Source organism: Furfurilactobacillus rossiae DSM 15814 (assembly GCF_000428925.1).
GTDB lineage: Bacteria > Bacillota > Bacilli > Lactobacillales > Lactobacillaceae > Furfurilactobacillus > Furfurilactobacillus rossiae.
Map to the genome: position 1 here is coordinate 1 of NZ_AUAW01000028.1, position 16305 is coordinate 16305.

A 16305-nucleotide genomic window follows, 5' to 3' on the forward strand; every position below is an offset into this window, starting at 1 on the left:
AGAACCACTGTTACATACTGACCGTGGTTCTGCGTATACAGCTCGAATCTATGACTTAGAATTACGTCAACATCACATCACACACAGTATGTCTCGTGGTGGTAAACCTATTGATAATGGCGCCATGGAAACCTTTTGGAGTCATATCAAAGATGAATGGTTTGATCTACGACCGGCCGGCACGTTCAAAGAACTTGTCGCCTTAGTCGACGCTGGAATCGACTGGTATAACAATGGTCGTCCGCAAGAAACACTAAACGGCCTGACTCCGAATGAATATCGGAATCAGACCGTTCGCAAAGCAAGTTAATTTATATTATTTCGACTGTTTACTTGACTGGGTCATGTCCATCATCAGGAAGCTCTAAATCTCTCTTTGAATATTGAAATCAGAAAACAAATAACTACTTTGTACCGAACAAACGGTCACCCGCATCCCCTAAACCAGGCATGATATAACCATCTTCATTGAGCTTTTCATCCAATGCAGCCGTGTAAATATCAACTTCTGGATGAGCCTTTTGTAAAGCTTTTACACCTTCTGGGGCTGCTACTAAACACATAAATTTAAAGCTGTGTGCACCACGTTGCTTAAGTGCATCAATGGCCATAATGGCTGAGCCACCAGTAGCTAACATTGGGTCAACAACAAAAATTTGACGTTGGTCAATGTCAGCTGGCATTTTGACGAAATACTCAACGGGCTGTAACGATTCTTCGTCACGATACATCCCAATATGCCCAACTTTAGCAGCAGGGATCAAGTTCAAAAATCCGTCGACCATTCCTAAACCTGCACGTAAAATTGGCACAATAGCGACCTTTTTACCAGCCAACTGTTTCTTTACCGTCTTTTCGATTGGCGTTGTTACTTCGACATCTTCCAACGGCATATCGCGTGAAACCTCGTAAGCCATAAGTGTTGAAATTTCGTTCACAACTTCACGGAAGACTTTCGTGCCTGTATCCCGGTTACGAATTATCGTTAATTTATGTTGAATCAACGGGTGATCAAGAACCTCAAACTTCCCCATCGGATGCCACACTCCCTTTTATTTTCTGAAACTAATTCTAGTCGATTTTAGCTCTGAACGCGAGTGTAATTCTTGATTAATTCACATTAATTGGATGCGCATCTGTTAATTGACGCACCTTAACTGCTACATCGCGGGCAACAGCGGCATCTTCGGGGTGGTGAATGATGGATAGAATCAGTTCTGCAACCTGCTTGCTCTCCGATTCACCAAATCCCCGAGTAGTAATCGCCGGCGTTCCCAATCGTAATCCAGATGTAACGCGTGGACCGGCAGGATCGTTAGGAATTGCTTCTTTATTTGTCGTGATATCGACAGCGTCAAGTAAGTCCTGCAAAGCTGCCCCAGTTAACGACGTACCGGTAAGATCTAGCGTCATTAAGTGATTATCCGTACCGCCAGTCAAAATTTTTACCTGATCATCCTCATTGAATACGCTGGCCATCGCTTGTGCATTCTTAATGACCTGTTCGCCATAAACCTTAAATGCTGGCTGTAAGTCTTCACCCAGCGCAGCTGCTTTACCAGCAATTACGTGTTCCAACGGACCGCCTTGAGTGCCCGGAAAAACGGCTGAATTTAACTTTTTCGCGTATTCAGCCTTGGCCAAAATCAGTCCACCTCGTGGCCCACGAAGTGTTTTGTGAGTGGTTGTCGTGACAACATCTGCATATGGTACTGGACTTGGATGTAACCCAGTTGCCACTAACCCAGCGATGTGAGCCATATCAACCATGAGCTTTGCACCGACTGCATCCGCAATCTCACGAAACTTCTTAAAATCAATGATTCGGCTGTACGCAGACGCGCCTGCAACGATTAATTTGGGATGAACTTCCTGAGCCTGTTTTAAAATGGCATCATAATCCAACCGTTGGCTCTTTGGATCGACATGGTAGCCATAGAAAGTATACGTTTTGCCGCTGAAGTTAACTTTTGAACCGTGAGTTAAGTGACCCCCATCATCCAATGCCATCCCCATCACAACGTCTCCTGGCTTAATGAGCGCCATGTAGGCAGCCATGTTTGCCTGTGAACCGGAATGCGGTTGTACATTAGCGTATTCGGCACCAAAGAGCCGTTTGGCACGATCAATTGCAAGTTGTTCCACGACATCAATATATTCACAACCACCGTAGTAACGGTGACCCGGGTAACCTTCAGCGTACTTGTTGGTTAAAACAGAGCCTTGTGCAGCCCGAACGGCATCTGAAACAATGTTTTCAGACGCAATCAACTCAATGGTATGCTGCTGACGGTTCCCTTCGTTGGTGATTGCTTGCCATAATTCTGGATCTGTGTCTTGATAACTCATCGGCAATTCCTCCTTGACAGGTTCAATAACCCTACGTGATCTGATGGTATTAATTGTTCAAACCATATCTTCATTTTACGCTAATCGGAAATTATCACGCAATCAGATTTGTGACGTCGTGAAGAAAACATTACCAGCAGACTTTTTTAAACGGTTCATGTATGCCAGCCCAAGTCCGCTGGCTGGGAAACCCTCGGCCAGAATATCTTTAATTTCACCTTCGTCGTCAAAATGGCGCAATCCCGCAAATAGTAAATGACTAGCGGTCGTCACATTTTGTCCAAGTTCAAATACTTCTACGTTCGTTGGCAATTGCAATCCTGCCAAACGTTCTTTGGTCGCCATCAACCCTATTTGGACGGGCTGCTGACCAGCCCAGTCTAATGCGGACTGCCAGTCACCATCGTTAACGATGTAAACCTGGGCGGCTGGCGCGTAGTGTTTGTACTTCATTCCAGGAGCTTTCGGTGTCTCTTTAGCACCAACCTTGTGGACTTCCGTCGCAACAGTTTGCTTAATTACCGCTTCGATTTGTTCAGGTGTGACTGCTCCTGGACGCAAAATGGCGGGTTGATCAGTCGACATGTCTAATACCGTCGATTCGACCCCAACCTTGGTTGGACCATCGTCAACGACACCAGCAATCTTGCCGCTCAAATCATGTAACACATGATCAGCCGTGGTAGGACTTGGCTTACCTGACGTGTTAGCAGAAGGTCCCACCATTGGCCGTCCTAAAGCCTTAATTAATGCCAACGTCGTTTTGTTAGCTGGAAAACGAAATGCTGCTGTGTCCAAACCACCCGTCACGGCCTTGGACAATACATTTGGCTTCAACTTAAAAATCATTGTCAACGAACCTGGCCAAAAAGCTGCCATTAATTTTTTAGCAGCCTCCGAGAGTGGTTCTGTTAATGTGGTCACCGTTTCAACGTCGGCTACATGAACAATCAACGGATTGTCACTTGGCCGCCCCTTTGCTTGATACACTTGCTTAACTGCTGTTTCATTTGTTGCATCGGCCCCCAACCCATAAACAGTCTCGGTTGGAAATGCAACCAACTGCCCATCTCGTAATGCCGCGGCAGCAGCTTCAATTTCCTGGTTTGAAAAACGCTTCGTTTCCATGCCCTTACATCCTCCTGTTCTAAAATTCCCGTTCACCGTTGAACACGAATCATTCGATCATGACCGGTAATATCTTGTCGCAATGTCACGTGTGCTTCAGGTAAAGCCGTCTCAAACAAATGTTTGACCGACTTGCCCTGGGCAAAACCAATCTCGAAGTACGCGACGCCCTTGTCTGTTAAGTGGTCGGCCAGTTGTTGCGCAATTCGTTCATAGATTGCTAAACCTTGGTGATCCGCAAATAACGCTTGATGAGGTTCATAATCTAACACATTTTGATCCATCAAAGGTCGCTCATCCTCACTAATATATGGTGGGTTGCTAACAATCAGGTCAAACACCTTATCTTCTACAGGTTGAAACAAATCGCCAACCTGCCAACCGACGTTTGCTCGCAACGACTGTGCGTTTTGCTTGGCAACCTGAATGGCAGAATCGCTAATGTCTGTTCCTGTTACCTGCCAGTGCGGCCGTGCTAATGCCATGCTAATGGCTAATGCGCCGCTACCCGTGCCAATATCCAAGACACGTTTAGCGACATCATCATGATCAGTCAGCACCCAATCAACAAGTTCCTCAGTTTCCTGCCGGGGAATCAATACAGCAGGTGTCACCATAAATGAGTGTCCATAAAACTGAGTCTTGCCGATCACATATTGAGCAGGCTCTCCCTTTGCAATCCGTCGAACAGCCTGCTGATACGTGTCCCACTGAGCCACTGTCAGTGCATCTCTTAAACGCATCAATAACTGGGTTCGCGACCAATTGAACAAATCCATCATAATACTGGCCGCTAAGTTTGGATCATTATTTTTTAACTGTTGGTCAAAACAAGAAGAAGCCCACTGCTGGGCTTCTAAAATAGTTGGTTTATCCACGATTTAACTCATCCATCTTTTCAGCCTGTTCGTTTAAAAGCAAGGCATCAATAATTTCGTCCAACTCGCCGTTCATCACGCGATCCAATTTGTTCAAGGTCAAGTTGATTCGGTGATCCGTAACCCGGTTTTGAGGGAAGTTGTACGTCCGGATTCGTTCCGAACGGTCCCCAGTTCCCACAGCGCTCTTACGTTGCTCGTCGTATTCGCTCTGTTCACGGGAAGCGTAGTAATCGTACACACGCTGTTTCAGAATTTCCATCGCCTTGACACGGTTTTGCTGTTGCGAACGTTGATCCTGCATCGACACAACTACACCGGTCGGAATATGCGTCATTCGAACGGCCGAACTTGTTTTGTTAATGTGCTGACCACCGGCACCGGATGAACGGAACACATCAGTCCGGATGTCCTTTGGGTCTAAGTCGATATCAACATCTTCGTACTCTGGCATCACACCAACAGTCGCGGTACTGGTATGCACACGACCAGCAGATTCTGTTACCGGAACCCGCTGAACCCGGTGCGCGCCGTTTTCAAACTTCAGTTTGGAATAAACTTTATCGCCCGTGATCATCAGGACAATTTCTTTAAAGCCACCCACTTCAGTCGCATTTTCGTCGATGACTTCTACTTGCCAGCCTTGCTTTTCAGCATAACGAGAATACATATTGAATAAGTCCGCGGCAAATAAGCTGGCTTCATCACCACCGGCAGCTCCATGAATTTCCATGATGATGTTCTTGTCATCATTTGGATCCTTAGGTAGCATCAAAACAGTGATTTCCTGTTCCAACTGGGCTTTTTCGTCTTCCAACTCTTTTAGTTCTTCCTTGGTCAGCTCTTCCATGTCAGGATCAAGCTTTTCATGAAGCAAATCATTATCGTCACTGATTTCATCCATCACTTTACGATAACGACGGTACTTTTCAACCGTTTCACGAATACTTCCCTCTTCTTTGGACAGCTTCATAAAGCGATCTGAATCCGCAATGACCTCAGGGTCGCTCATGAGTTCATTAAGTTCCTCATAGCGGTCCGACACGGCCTGCAGTTTATTAAACATTTCATCCATAACTTCTGTCTCCTACTTCGCTCATTCTGTCAGTTTACTTCTGTAAAGGCGGGTTAAAATAATGCTCACGGCACACTGGATAATAACTTTCATTTCCGCCAATCTGGACCTGTTCACCCTCATAAACGGGTTTGTTATCGTGAAAACGGAGATTCATGATTGCCTTTTTGGCACAGAACCAACAAATCGTTTTCATTTCTTCAATCTTGTCAGCGTAAAGTAACAGATATTTTGATCCCTCAAACAATTCGTTGCGAAAATCATTTTTCAGTCCAAACGTCATCACCGGAATGTGCAGTTCATCCACAACCTTAGTTAACTCCAAAATGTGGTGTTTTTGTAAAAATTGAGCTTCATCAACCAGCACGCAAGACGCTTCCGGATCAATTTCATTAACGGCCTCGAAGACGTTAGTATCTGCTTTAATGGTGTGAGCCGGACGCTTCAAACCAATTCGGCTTGAAACGTAACCTTCACCATCACGAGTATCCACGGCACTTGTCATAATAATGACGGACTTGCCTTGTTCCTCGTAATTGTGCGCGACTTTTAAGATTTCAATCGTCTTACCTGAGTTCATTGCCCCGAACCGGAAAAATAACTGTGCCATGCGTTGCCTTCCTCTGTCAAAAATTTTATCGCTTTCCATTATACCGAATGGACCAATACTTGAACAGCACGACGGCCAAACATGTTTGAACTTGCTTTCTCTGATCGACAAGTTAAGTAGTTAGTGAATTCATTAAAACTGAGCATTGGACCGTGGGTTTTAGACGAGATGTGCTAAACTGGCTAAAGTTAATTACAGATTAAAGGAGCTTTTCATGTCATTACGAAGCGGGGTTGCCACAGCAGTTGGCAAGACATCATACTGGTTTTTACACACATTTATGCACGGTGGTTCATCATTACCTGGCAAACTAGCCGCTCGGATTGACCCCGAAATTTTGAAACATTTGGGACAAAATTATGATGTTATCGTGATTACTGGAACAAACGGAAAGACACTGACGACCGCTCTAACCGTCCGTGTTTTACGTGAAAAATACGATCATGTTTTGACAAATCCTACTGGTTCAAATATGGAACAAGGGATTGTCGGCACATTTCTTCATGCCAAACGTTCCCGGGGTCAACGCCCACTGGCCGTCTTGGAAGTGGATGAAGCAAACGTTATTAAAGTAACGCGTTACATTAAACCCATTGCGTTTGTGTTCACCAACATCTTCCGTGATCAAATGGATCGTTACGGTGAAATTTACACGACGTACAAAAAAATCATTGATGGTGTGCGGCTTGCACCTGAAGCGACTATCATTGCGAATGGTGACGCTCAACTCTTTAACTCAGTTGATCTTCCTAACCCCAAAATTTACTACGGCTTCAATCACCTACCAAAAGGCGATATGAAGGCACCGACGAATACGGACGGCATCTTGTGTCCAAAGTGTCAGCACGTTTTGCACTATCATTTTATGACCTATGGTAATTTAGGCGATTACTTCTGCCCTAATTGTGGTTTCCACCGTCCAGAGCTTAACTATGCAGTTACTAAATTGGGGGCCATGACGCCCACTGCATCAACGTTTGATTTGGATGGTGAATCATTTAAGATTGGTATCGGCGGTTTATACAATATCTATAATGCCCTCGCTGCATACGCTGTTGGCCGTTTTCTCAATGTAGAACCTGCTCAAATTCGCCAAGCGTTCACCAGTGATGAACGTGTCTTTGGCCGTCAGGAGGTCGTTCACGTCGGCGATAAGGACGTTACCTTGATTTTGATTAAGAATCCTGTTGGCGTGAACCAAGTTATCGACATGATTTTAACAGAGCCTGAAGACTTCTCATTCGTCGGCTTACTCAATGCCAATTATGCTGACGGTATTGATACTAGTTGGATCTGGGATGGTGAGTTTGAAAAGCTTGGTGCTGCTGGTACTGGCGAGAATCCCAAAATAAAGGCATTTTTGACCGGTGGCGAACGCTATAAAGACATTACGTTCCGACTCAAGGTGGCAGGTATCGATCAACCGATGATTGAACCTGACTTAACTAAGGTCACTGCCAAAATTAAGGAACTGCCAACCAAAAAAGTGTATGTACTGGCAACCTATACGGCCGTGCTACAATTACGTAAACAATTAGCCAGTGAAGGTTTGATAAAGGAAGGAATGGGTGCTTAATGGCTAACTATCATTTAACAATCGCCCATCTTTACGGCGATCTGATGAATACCTATGGTGACGTCGGTAATATTTTAGCAATGCAATATTACGCAAAAAAAATGGACGCTGATGTAACGACAAAATTGGTCAGTCTCGGTGATCCATTTGATCCTAATGATTTTGATATTGTTTTCTTCGGCGGTGGACAGGATTTCGAGCAAACCATCGTGGCTAAGGATCTACCAACAAAGGCGGCAGCTATTACCGACTTTATTGAAGACGGCGGTCCTACCTTAGCTATTTGTGGCGGCTTTCAACTACTTGGTCAATATTATATTGGCGCGGATGGTGAGCGCATTACTGGAACTAAGTCTATGAGCCACTACACGAAGAATCAGCATGACCATCGTTTTATCGGTGATACGATTATCAAAGATGAACAAACCGGCGAAGTCTATCACGGTTTTGAAAATCATCAAGGAATGACATTTCTTGGTAAGGATGAAGCGCCACTAGGAGTTGTTTCTGAAGGTGCTGGTAACAACGGTGCGGATGGCACTGAAGGCGTCCATTACAAAAATGTCTATGGCACCTACTTCCACGGTCCCATCCTGACCCGGAATGGCGACATTGCCAAGCATCTGTTAGTCGCCGCATTAAAGCGTAAATATCCAGATCAAGATTTTAGCGAACAGGAAAACATGGTGATTCCAGCAACGTTTTAGCGTTTGCTAGAATTCAAACAACTAAAAACGACACAGCGTGAAAAATCACGTTGTGTCGTTTTTGCGTAACGCTAAAGCCAAAATTCAAAGGACACTCTTTGATAACTAATTATGCTCGTGCGTGTGGCGCTGCCAACTGTGGCCGCTCTCCATTACGAGCCTGAACCCAGTCGTCATTGTCCCACTCTTCTGTAGCACGACGACCACCAAAGTAATCCCATTCGGAATTACGCTCAACTTCAACAATCTTGTTGCCGCCCGCAACTGTGACCCAATTATACGACCCATTCTCATGAGCAAACTTGACCCACAAAACTGGGAATTGGTGCTCCTCGCCATTAGCGTCCACATAGGAACGTTGTTGGTTTTCCACAACCAGCAAGGACAAACCGCGCGCGAAATCTGGATCTGTGTCGGTCCAAACATCTTCGGCCAACTTTTCTGCCTCCTGAGTGCCCGGCAATGGTTGGTCTGGCGCCTGTGTATAGTTGTGATAACTTTGTAAGTCCCGGCCATCGTTTGCGTAAATAGTGGTTACCTGTGCACCATGTAACAAAAACGTTGGCTGCTCTTGATAGCGTTCAATTGTGATTGGTTCGCCGTTACGTTCATGCGATTCAGTTGAAATCAAAGTGTAGTCGTCTGGAATCCATAAGTAACGTGATTTATGATCCTTTAATTGAACAAATGCCATGTTGATTTCCTCCCATTCATAAACCGGTATTGTTGATTAAGTTGCGCGCTATTTGGTCCGTCGAATAATGTCCGTCTTTGTTCGTTTGATGACAAACAGCAAAACCAGCCAACCACCGACCACAAATACGGACACAATTGTTAACGCATTAAATAACATCACAATGACAACAAATGCCAAAAAGCCCAGTACGAAATAGTCACTTACAGGTGTTAAGGGCGTCAAAAACGCTCCGTCACCGACACCTACCTTCTGCCGGTATCGTAAATGAGCCACAACAATCATGACCCAAACAAACAAGAAACAAGTAGTCGACATCGTTGCCAAAATCGTAAAGATTTGGTTGGGAATGACGCCATTTAAAATCAGCGCAATCATGATAATGCCTGCTGAAAACGTCAGCGCGTTGCCCGGCACCTGTGTTTTAGATAATTGACCGAGCTTAGCAATTCCGTGACCATGATAGCGATTCGTCAAGGTATAAAGCATGCGTCCAGTCGAAAATAGTGCACTGTTACAAGCCGATGCTGCCGCAGTAATAACTACAAAATTGATAATGCTGGCTGCTGCCGGTATTCTAGCAGCGGCAAATACCTGCACAAACGGACTTTGATTCGCGTTGGCCACCGTCCACGGAATAATCGTCATGATAATAAATAACGCACCAACGTAAAACAAAATTATCCTTACTGGCAGTTCGTTGATTGCCTTGGGGAGAATTTTCCGGGGATCTTTCGTTTCGGCGGCGGTGAGGCCGATCAATTCAATCCCTGCGAAACTGAAGACAACCATTGGCAACGCAGTCACAAAACCACTCCATCCGTTTGGCATCAGACCACCATGACTGACTAGATTCTGCAAACCAACGAACCCGTTAGCCGTTCTAACGTGCATGATAATCATGACCGTGCCAATGATAATCAATAAAATGATGGCTGCCACCTTAATCAGGGCAAACCAAAATTCCGTTTCACCAAACAAACGAACTGTGATTAGGTTCAACCCTAGTAAAACCAGCAACAATATGAGCCCTGGTAACCATTGGGGTAGTGAAGGCCACCAGAACCGAAAGTAAAGACCGACAGCAGTCAGTTCGACCATCGCTGTCACTAGCCAACACAGCCAGTACGTCCACCCTGCGATAAAGCCAGCCGTTTCCCCTAAATACTGGCGAATAAAATCGACAAACGAATTAAATCGTTCATCAGAAAGAAGTACTTCGCCTAGCGCACGCATGATGATAAACGTGACTACCCCCGTTAACATATAACTCAGGAGAATTGACGGTCCTGCCAGATGAATAGCACGGCCAGATCCTAAAAACAGGCCAGTGCCAATGGTGCCACCAATCGCAATCAACTGAATTTGACGATTGCGCAGATTACGTGCCAGTTGTTGTTGTGCCATACAGATGCCCCCTTATTATGAGCCTGCCGCCCATGGTGCCTGCTGGAACAAAGCTAATGCCGCTGGTCCGTCCAAATGCTGCGTTTGATAAATAAACGCATCGTCCTGCAATCGATTATATAAATCTAAGTCCGTCTCACGCAGATGAATCATATCCGCAACATTAATTTCAAACGGCGAAAAAGAGCCATTATCATTAATGATCGTCAGAAAAATACTGTGATGACTGGCAGCAGCCAACATCGCGGAAATATTATTCTGTAGTCCCTTCAGGAATTGTTGTTCGGCAGGTGCCACGCCGTCATCAATCACAACACCGGCAAGTTGATGCTGATATTGAGCTGCAACGTCATCTGTCAGTGTGTCGTGTTCTACGAGTTGTTTCATTCGTTCATACATCATCATAAGTTGATTAAGTGCCGAACTTGGCATAATTGTCACCTTCTTGTCTCTTTGTCAGTCTCACTGAATCCAAGCAAATATCAGATTCACTGTGTAGCCTACCCATTTTCAAAAATGACAGCCAACAATGATAACTACCTTTTTGCTGCAAACATTAATTTCCTTATTTTAATTGGTAAGTTCGGTTGATTTAATTTAATCCACGTCGCTAATCACCAAAACCACTGTTTTTCGAATATGTTTACTTGGCAAAATTAGCTTTTACGTCTGATTGATGGGTACACAAAAAGAAACTGGGACATAACGCCTCAACTCAATTTCTAATGAAACGTCAACAGGCAATTTTTCTTCAACCGCAAAGGGTCATGCGGATGAAAAATTGCCGCAAACGCGGGACATAACACTGACTTTTGCTCATCTAACACGAATAAGGCGTTCATGGGAAAAACACCCATGAACGCCTTATTCGCGTTACCTGAGAAAGCCAAAACGTGTTATGTCCCGCTCTCTGGTTGACTTCTTAACTGTTCAATTAATGCTGCTTCAGTGACAGCGATTGTGACGCTAAGCCTTAGCGCCGGGTTCGCTGGCGATGATTTGTACGTCACCTTTAACGGTCCATTCCTTGATGCCAAACGGAATAATGAAGTGCATTCCCTTAACTAAGGTGTATGGCTGTTCACCAGGGACAATCAATTCACCACGGCCATCAAGTACAGATGCCAAAGTGTAAGGCGCCTTGCCACGACTAAAGTGAGCTTCCCCACCGTTTGTCCGCCATTCATAAACCGCAAAAAATTCAGAAGCGACAAACTTTGTGATTGTGGCTTTACCAACTGTTGTTTTTGTAACATCAAGCTTTGGATCAACGTGCGGCACCGTGGTCACATCGATACTTTGTTGCTTGTGTAATGGGCGTTTGCGACCCTTAGCATCCGTCCGGTCCCAATCGTAAACACGGTATGTTGTATCTGAACTCTGCTGTGTTTCGAGCACCATGATCCCGGCGCCAAGCGCATGGATCGTGCCGCTGGGAACATAGAAGAAATCGCCGGCCTTCACCGGTACGGTCCGAAACAATTTGTCCCATTGGTCATTATTGATCCAATCAGCGAGTTGTTCACGAGTTTGCGCATGATGCCCGTAATAAAGTTTGGCACCTGGTTCTGCGGCAATCACGTACCAACACTCAGTCTTACCAAGTTCATGCTCATGTTCTTCCGCGTAAGCATCGTCTGGGTGAACTTGCACCGAAAGATCCTCGTGGGCATCCAAAATTTTTGTCAATAATGGGAACACATCACCCTTGGCATTGCCAAACACTTCGCGATGCTGAGCCCAAATCGTGTCCAATGATTCACCTTTGAATTCACCATTTACGACCGTTGCAGGACCATGTGGATGGGCGGAAATGGCCCACGCTTCACCGGTGTGATCCGTTGGAATATCATAGTTAAAGCGGTCGTGAAGACCAGTGCCACCCCAAATTTTTTCATGGAACACTGGAATCATAAACATTGGTTCAGTCATCAAACGCACCCCTAATTGTAATTAATTTGGATTTAACCCACAGCTGGGCTATACACTTCTTTCAGTTTAGCACAGTGTGTCGATTGTTATTTTAACCACCAGCAACTTCATCTAAAAAGGTCCGGTATAGCGAGGGACGCCACTCAATAAAGCGATGATTTTTTTGGCTTGGGTGCACCCGATTTGTCAATAACACTAGCCCCTGTTTCGTGACCCGATCCAAAATAATGATGGTGCCCGTAAAACCGGTGTGAAAACTGACTAAATGTGTGTTATCTGAACTCGCTAATAAATTCCACCCTAATGAACGGCCCAAATCATGTGTTGGTGTTTGATCCGTCCGTAACAAGTCACGCGTCTTGACAGTCAAAACGTCGTCACGATCACTTAAAAACCACTGTGCAAAAGTTGTCATATCAGCCAGTGAAGCAAACAACCCAGCGGAACCGCAATGTTTGCCTAAAATAGCGGCTTTTGGATCATGAACACGCCCGCGAATTAGACCCTGTTGAGTCAATTCTGTTGGCACGCTGTTTGACGAATCCGGTGTAAATGTTGCCGCACTCATTTTAAGTGGTTTCAAAACGTGTTCATTAATAATTTGTTGCACCGGTTGCTGATAAACGGCTTCCAACACATAGCCGATAAAAATTAGGCCAATGTCAGTATAATGGTCGCGCTGTTCAAACGTGTCACCAACTGGTAACTGTAACAACGCTTGTTTAAGCTGTTTAGCGGGCAGTTCATTACGATGTGGAATGTACCCCGCAATCGCCGACGTATGCGTCAGCAGATCCCGTAATGAAACGCGTGCATCATGCCATTCAGGAACAAACTGGGATAGTTTGTCATCAACACTAAGCTGACCCTGCTCCACTAATTGTAATAATGCCGTCGTGGTCCCGACTACCTTAGTCAATGATGCTAAGTCGTACAACATTCCCGTTTTTAATGGCTCATGTTCCGGCCACCACTGTGCGTCACCCTTCACCTTTTGGCACACTTCTGAGCCATCGATCAACGCGTAACTGACTCCGGGTACAATCTGGTCATCCAACAAGTCCTGAATTACACGCTGTGTTTGTCTATAATCACGCATTTACTGTCACCCTTTTTCAATAAAAGGCGCTGTCGTCAACTACTTCAGTGAACAACAACGCCTAGCACTCAATTTAAATAACAATCCTCATAAGCTGAAAATCCTAAATCGTTCTTGGCTATGTCTTTGCCGTTACGCTGACCGGAAACGCCGTTCCATGGGACCGGGTTCAACCCGCACAAAACGCGGTTTTCGCCCTTGATTATGAGCCGCCAAACCACGTCTCATAAGTCATCCCGTAACACTAAGCGGCCAAATTCTCGCCGCCAAGTGTTGCCGACACGGAGCTCTGTTTTCGGTCAGCTCCACTACTACAAAAGTTAAAAATTCTACAATTTGCGTTTTACATATTTTGCACGCAAACCTGTCACTTTGTTAACTGAAGGGCGTCAACATTGATACCGAGTCGTGAAAGTTGTGTTAATTCGAATGGCTCTCTCGAATTTACACAACGGACTGTCGTGAAGACTCGGCTTTTCACGAGGCTTTACGGCGAGGTGAAAGACCGTGAACTTCGGGCTCGAACCGGTCCCACGGCGAGTGTATCAATGTTGACAACCATAAGCGTAAGTCAAGCTCGTTAACTATTCTTCTGCACCCTGCGCATGATTGCGTCGTGCCGAAGGATCAAATAACTTTTGTAGCCAACCCAACACTGCGTCGGAAACAATGGCCATTAAAGCGGTTGGTAAGGCGCCAGCTAAAATGATTGCACCACCATTTGTGGCATTCGTGCCCCTGATAATGATATCACCAAGACCACCAGCGCCAACGAACGAGCCAATCGCAGTGATTCCGATTGCCAACACTAAAGCGTTTCGAATACCTGCCATAATAACAGACAACGAAAGCGGCAGTTCAATGTAACGCAACACTTCAAGACGGGTCATTCCCATCCCCTTGCCGGCATCAAGTACATCTGCATTGACGTTTAGCATTCCGGTATATGTGTTTTTAATAATTGGCAATAACGCATACAGAAACACTGTCACGATAACGGTATTCACGCCAAGACCAAGGCCAAGCATTAACACTGACAACATTGCTAGAGATGGAATCGTTTGAATAACATTGGCAATTCCGATTACCCAGCCACTCAAATGACGATTACGGGCAATCAAGATGCCAATCGGAATACCAACGATTGCAGCAAACAACACGCCATAGATTGAAATAAGGAAGTGTCGGTTAAACTGACTCAAGACATATAAGCCATTATGCTCAAAATAATACAGTAATTGTTGCCATATATTTAGCTGACTCATATTACCGGCCTCCTTCAAAATAATTATGTTGATGCAAATAACGTTTGGCAACCGTCGCAGGTTCCTCAAGATTATTATCCACTTCGTAATTCAACTTTTGCATCGTGTTCAAACTGATTTTGCCATTCAGCTTACGCAGTGTCTTTTTAAGTTGAGGATACTGCTTTAGGGCAGCATCGTTGGCCACAACACTACAGTTATAAGGCGGGAAGAAATTCTTATTGTCTTTTAAAACCTTTAAGTTATAACTCTTAATTCGTCCATCGGTAGAATAGCCTAACACGGCGTCCATCCGGCCTTGTGACAGTGCTTCATAAACCAAGCCAATTTGCATGGGATACAAATCACCAAATGAAAAACCATAAGTCCGTTTAAAATCAGCATAACCATCACCATGACGGTTCTCCCAAATCGGATCAATCCCTACTTTCATCTGACTCGCATGTGATTTTAAGTCGCTAACTGTATTCACATGATTCTTTTTGGCGTAATCCTTCGTCACCATCCACGCATAAGTATCCGCAAATCCATAGCTGGGAAAGTAAGTCATGTGATAATGTTTTTTAAAGTATTGATGAACGTAAGCATCCGTTTGCGCCTGCGTACGAGAACGGTCAATCTTTTTGCCCATGATTGACTCCAAGTCTGTCCCGGTATAACGCACCGCAGATAAATCCGCATCATTACGTTTCTGCGCGTTGAAGGTAACATTACCTGAACCTAAATTGGAAACGATCGTTGCTTTATAATTCGTGTCATGCTCAATCAGATCCTTTAACATTTCTGCCATAATCTGTGATTCCGTCGTCGACATGGAAGCAATCCGAACAGTTCCTGTTGACGAGTTGTTGAGCCCAGGAAAACCACAGCCACTCAAAAGCATCACACCGGCTAGCGCAACAATGACTAATGACCAAACTTTTCGTTGTAAATGTCGCATTAGTTTTGACCCCCCTCATCGCCGATAACTCGCGGTGTCAGAGCCTTTTCTAGCAGACCCAACAAATAATCCACAACTAGCGCCAAAATAATAACGGGAATCGAACCACCAAGAATCAAGTCACCCCGGTACAAGTTCAAACCGTTGAAAATAAAGTCCCCAAGGCCGCCTGCCCCGATATAGGAAGCTAACGTTGCCCACGCAATGACGTAAGTGCCTGACAAACGGACACCGGCCATAATCACCGGTGCTGCCAGCGGTAACTCAACCATTCGAATGGACTCAAGTTGGCTCATGCCCATCCCTTTAGCGGCGTCTAGGACGCTGGGATTCACATCTTCTAATCCCAAATACGTATTTCTTAAAATCGGTAACAACGAATAGATAAACAACGCAATAATAGCTGGTTTAGCACCAATACCAAACAGTGGAATCATCAATGCTAGTAGGGCCATCGCTGGCACCGTTTGTAAGACACTGGCTAACCCAATAACAATCCCGGCAATCTTTTTAAATCGTGTCAACAAAACGCCAAGCGGAATCGCCACGATTACGCCAAGAAACAAGGAAATTCCTGAAATATACAGGTGCTGCCACGTTTTGAAGATTAATTGGCCACCAAAGTTTTGTAAGAAGGTGATCATC

General features: G+C 45.0%; 17 protein-coding genes. 3 read left to right on the top strand and 14 right to left on the bottom strand.

The genetic code is table 11. The annotated features are described in order from the left end of the window. Positions 1 to 310 (top strand): integrase core domain-containing protein (locus tag G400_RS0112190; RefSeq protein ID WP_027827216.1); only part of this gene is annotated, 310 nt, incomplete at its 5' end. 94 nt (positions 311 to 404) lie between these two features. On the opposite strand, the gene upp is transcribed toward G400_RS0112190, so the two are convergent. The 6 genes from upp to G400_RS0112220 all read right to left on the bottom strand — a co-directional run bounded on the left by upp (position 405) and on the right by G400_RS0112220 (position 6040). Beyond that, positions 405 to 1034 carry a uracil phosphoribosyltransferase gene (gene upp, locus G400_RS0112195; RefSeq protein ID WP_017261029.1) on the bottom strand — a complete coding sequence of 210 codons (630 nt, stop codon included), beginning with the start codon at positions 1032 to 1034 and terminating at the stop codon, positions 405 to 407. Positions 1035 to 1110: 76 nt separating this feature from the next. Further along, positions 1111 to 2349 (bottom strand): serine hydroxymethyltransferase, encoded by a 1239-nt coding sequence (gene glyA, locus G400_RS0112200; RefSeq protein WP_017261028.1) that lies wholly within the window; start codon positions 2347 to 2349, stop codon positions 1111 to 1113. A 102-nt stretch (positions 2350 to 2451) separates the two neighbouring features. Further along, positions 2452 to 3477 carry an L-threonylcarbamoyladenylate synthase gene (locus tag G400_RS0112205; protein ID WP_017261027.1) on the bottom strand — a complete coding sequence of 342 codons (1026 nt, stop codon included), beginning with the start codon at positions 3475 to 3477 and terminating at the stop codon, positions 2452 to 2454. Between the two features lie 32 nt (positions 3478 to 3509). Then, positions 3510 to 4355, bottom strand: coding sequence for a peptide chain release factor N(5)-glutamine methyltransferase (gene prmC / locus G400_RS0112210; RefSeq protein ID WP_017261026.1), 846 nt, complete (start codon positions 4353 to 4355; stop codon positions 3510 to 3512). Next, positions 4348 to 5430: a peptide chain release factor 1 gene (prfA, locus tag G400_RS0112215; protein WP_017261025.1), complete on the bottom strand. Its 1083-nt coding sequence runs from the start codon at positions 5428 to 5430 to the stop codon at positions 4348 to 4350. The genes prmC and prfA overlap by 8 nt, the downstream gene beginning before the upstream one ends. Before the next feature lie 34 nt (positions 5431 to 5464). Beyond that, positions 5465 to 6040, bottom strand: a complete 576-nt coding sequence (locus G400_RS0112220; protein ID WP_017261024.1) for a thymidine kinase — start codon at positions 6038 to 6040, stop codon at positions 5465 to 5467. Between the two features lie 214 nt (positions 6041 to 6254). Between G400_RS0112220 and G400_RS0112225 the strand changes: the two genes are divergently transcribed. Both G400_RS0112225 and G400_RS0112230 read left to right on the top strand, forming a co-directional pair. Beyond that, positions 6255 to 7616 (top strand): Mur ligase family protein, encoded by a 1362-nt coding sequence (locus G400_RS0112225; protein WP_017261023.1) that lies wholly within the window; start codon positions 6255 to 6257, stop codon positions 7614 to 7616. Beyond that, on the top strand, positions 7616 to 8323 hold the full coding sequence (locus tag G400_RS0112230) for a type 1 glutamine amidotransferase (RefSeq protein WP_017261022.1): 708 nt from the start codon (positions 7616 to 7618) through the stop codon (positions 8321 to 8323). Before G400_RS0112225 ends, G400_RS0112230 begins: the two co-directional genes overlap by 1 nt. A 109-nt stretch (positions 8324 to 8432) precedes the next feature. On the opposite strand, the gene G400_RS0112235 is transcribed toward G400_RS0112230, so the two are convergent. The 8 genes from G400_RS0112235 to G400_RS0112270 form a co-directional block, all read right to left on the bottom strand. Further along, positions 8433 to 9017, bottom strand: coding sequence for a hypothetical protein (locus G400_RS0112235; RefSeq protein ID WP_017261021.1), 585 nt, complete (start codon positions 9015 to 9017; stop codon positions 8433 to 8435). A gap of 48 nt (positions 9018 to 9065) precedes the next feature. Continuing rightward, positions 9066 to 10424, bottom strand: coding sequence for an amino acid permease (locus tag G400_RS0112240; protein ID WP_017261020.1), 1359 nt, complete (start codon positions 10422 to 10424; stop codon positions 9066 to 9068). A gap of 15 nt (positions 10425 to 10439) precedes the next feature. Then, positions 10440 to 10856 (bottom strand): hypothetical protein, encoded by a 417-nt coding sequence (locus G400_RS0112245; protein WP_017261019.1) that lies wholly within the window; start codon positions 10854 to 10856, stop codon positions 10440 to 10442. Between the two features lie 534 nt (positions 10857 to 11390). Beyond that, positions 11391 to 12356, bottom strand: coding sequence for a mannose-6-phosphate isomerase, class I (manA, locus tag G400_RS0112250; protein WP_017261018.1), 966 nt, complete (start codon positions 12354 to 12356; stop codon positions 11391 to 11393). 91 nt (positions 12357 to 12447) lie between these two features. Next, positions 12448 to 13455, bottom strand: a complete 1008-nt coding sequence (locus G400_RS0112255; protein ID WP_017261017.1) for a serine hydrolase domain-containing protein — start codon at positions 13453 to 13455, stop codon at positions 12448 to 12450. Between the two features lie 584 nt (positions 13456 to 14039). Beyond that, on the bottom strand, positions 14040 to 14720 hold the full coding sequence (locus G400_RS0112260; protein ID WP_017261016.1) for an ABC transporter permease: 681 nt from the start codon (positions 14718 to 14720) through the stop codon (positions 14040 to 14042). A 1-nt stretch (position 14721) separates the two neighbouring features. Next, a complete protein-coding gene (locus tag G400_RS0112265; protein WP_017261015.1) occupies positions 14722 to 15660 on the bottom strand; it encodes an osmoprotectant ABC transporter substrate-binding protein in 939 nt (312 codons plus the stop codon). Next, positions 15660 to 16304 carry an ABC transporter permease gene (locus tag G400_RS0112270; protein WP_026017058.1) on the bottom strand — a complete coding sequence of 215 codons (645 nt, stop codon included), beginning with the start codon at positions 16302 to 16304 and terminating at the stop codon, positions 15660 to 15662. Before G400_RS0112270 ends, G400_RS0112265 begins: the two co-directional genes overlap by 1 nt. Between the last annotated feature and the right edge of the window lies 1 nt (position 16305).

Bases quoted from the DNA above. Each gene is read 5' to 3' on its own strand.
- upp (WP_017261029.1), bottom strand. From the start codon at position 1,034: ATGGGGAAGTTTGAGGTTCTTGATCACCCGTTGATTCAACATAAATTA.
- glyA (WP_017261028.1), bottom strand. From the start codon at position 2,349: ATGAGTTATCAAGACACAGATCCAGAATTATGGCAAGCAATCACCAAC.
- G400_RS0112205 (WP_017261027.1), bottom strand. From the start codon at position 3,477: ATGGAAACGAAGCGTTTTTCAAACCAGGAAATTGAAGCTGCTGCCGCG.
- prfA (WP_017261025.1), bottom strand. From the start codon at position 5,430: ATGGATGAAATGTTTAATAAACTGCAGGCCGTGTCGGACCGCTATGAG.
- G400_RS0112220 (WP_017261024.1), bottom strand. From the start codon at position 6,040: ATGGCACAGTTATTTTTCCGGTTCGGGGCAATGAACTCAGGTAAGACG.
- G400_RS0112225 (WP_017261023.1), top strand. From the start codon at position 6,255: ATGTCATTACGAAGCGGGGTTGCCACAGCAGTTGGCAAGACATCATAC.
- G400_RS0112230 (WP_017261022.1), top strand. From the start codon at position 7,616: ATGGCTAACTATCATTTAACAATCGCCCATCTTTACGGCGATCTGATG.
- G400_RS0112235 (WP_017261021.1), bottom strand. From the start codon at position 9,017: ATGGCATTTGTTCAATTAAAGGATCATAAATCACGTTACTTATGGATT.
- G400_RS0112240 (WP_017261020.1), bottom strand. From the start codon at position 10,424: ATGGCACAACAACAACTGGCACGTAATCTGCGCAATCGTCAAATTCAG.
- G400_RS0112245 (WP_017261019.1), bottom strand. From the start codon at position 10,856: ATGCCAAGTTCGGCACTTAATCAACTTATGATGATGTATGAACGAATG.
- manA (WP_017261018.1), bottom strand. From the start codon at position 12,356: ATGACTGAACCAATGTTTATGATTCCAGTGTTCCATGAAAAAATTTGG.
- G400_RS0112255 (WP_017261017.1), bottom strand. From the start codon at position 13,455: ATGCGTGATTATAGACAAACACAGCGTGTAATTCAGGACTTGTTGGAT.
- G400_RS0112260 (WP_017261016.1), bottom strand. From the start codon at position 14,720: ATGAGTCAGCTAAATATATGGCAACAATTACTGTATTATTTTGAGCAT.
- G400_RS0112265 (WP_017261015.1), bottom strand. From the start codon at position 15,660: ATGCGACATTTACAACGAAAAGTTTGGTCATTAGTCATTGTTGCGCTA.
- G400_RS0112270 (WP_026017058.1), bottom strand. From the start codon at position 16,304: ATGATCACCTTCTTACAAAACTTTGGTGGCCAATTAATCTTCAAAACG.